Source organism: Streptomyces sulfonofaciens (genome assembly GCF_014656295.1).
Classification (GTDB): domain Bacteria; phylum Actinomycetota; class Actinomycetes; order Streptomycetales; family Streptomycetaceae; genus Streptomyces; species Streptomyces sulfonofaciens.
Genome location: NZ_BNCD01000075.1, coordinates 1 through 895, shown reverse-complemented (window position 1 = coordinate 895; position 895 = coordinate 1). Strand labels below are relative to the sequence as shown.

Genomic DNA, 895 nt, shown 5'->3' with positions numbered 1-895 from the left:
GAGATCACCTTGAAGGTGGAGCCGGGCGCGGACTGGCCCTGGATGGCGCGGTTGAGGAGCGGGTAGTTGGAGTCCTTGCCGGTGAGCTTCGCGTAGTCCTTGCCGGAGATGCCGCCCACCCAGGCGTTCGGGTCGTAGGACGGGTTGGACGCCATCGCGACCACCCGGCCGGTCTTGGCCTCCATCACCACGACCGCGCCCGAGTCGGCCTTGTACTTCACGCCCGTGACCGGGTCGATCTGGGTGCGCGCCGCCTTGATCGCGTCGTTCAGCTCGTACTCCGCCACCCGCTGCACCCGTGCGTCGATGCTGGTGACGATGTTCGCCCCGGCCTCGGCCTTGTCGCTGTCGGCCTGGCCGATGACCCGGCCGAGGTTGTCGACCTCGTAGCGGGTGACGCCGGCCTTGCCGCGCAGCTCCTTGTCGTACTGCCGCTCCAGACCGCTGCGGCCCACCATGTCCGAGCGCAGATACGGCGAGTCCGTGTCCTCCGCCTGCTTGATCTCCTCGTCCGTGACCGGCGAGAGGTACCCGAGCACCTGGGCCGTGTTCGCCTCACCCGGCGCCGGATAGCGCCGCACCGCCGTCGGCTCCGCGGTGATACCGGGGAAGTCCTCGGAACGCTCCCGGATCTGCAGGGCCTGCTTGGGCGTCGCCTCGTCCGTGATGGGGATCGGCTGGTACGGCGAGCCGTTCCAGCACGGCTGCTTCGTGTGCGCGTCGCACAATCGGACCTTGTCCATGACCGTCCGGGGCTCGACGCCCAGGACGTGGGCGAGCTTCGTGAGGACCGCCGTGCCGCCGTCGTCCATCCTCATCAGCTTGGTGCGGGAGGCGGAGACGACGAGCCGGGTCTCGTTGTCGGCGAGCGGCACACCGCGCGCGTCCAGGATCG

Annotated in this window: 1 protein-coding gene; it reads right to left on the bottom strand. The window is 69.5% G+C overall.

From position 1 onward, the window contains the following. A partial coding sequence (locus IE313_RS34625; RefSeq protein WP_268256819.1) for a penicillin-binding transpeptidase domain-containing protein occupies positions 1-895 on the bottom strand: 895 nt, incomplete at both ends.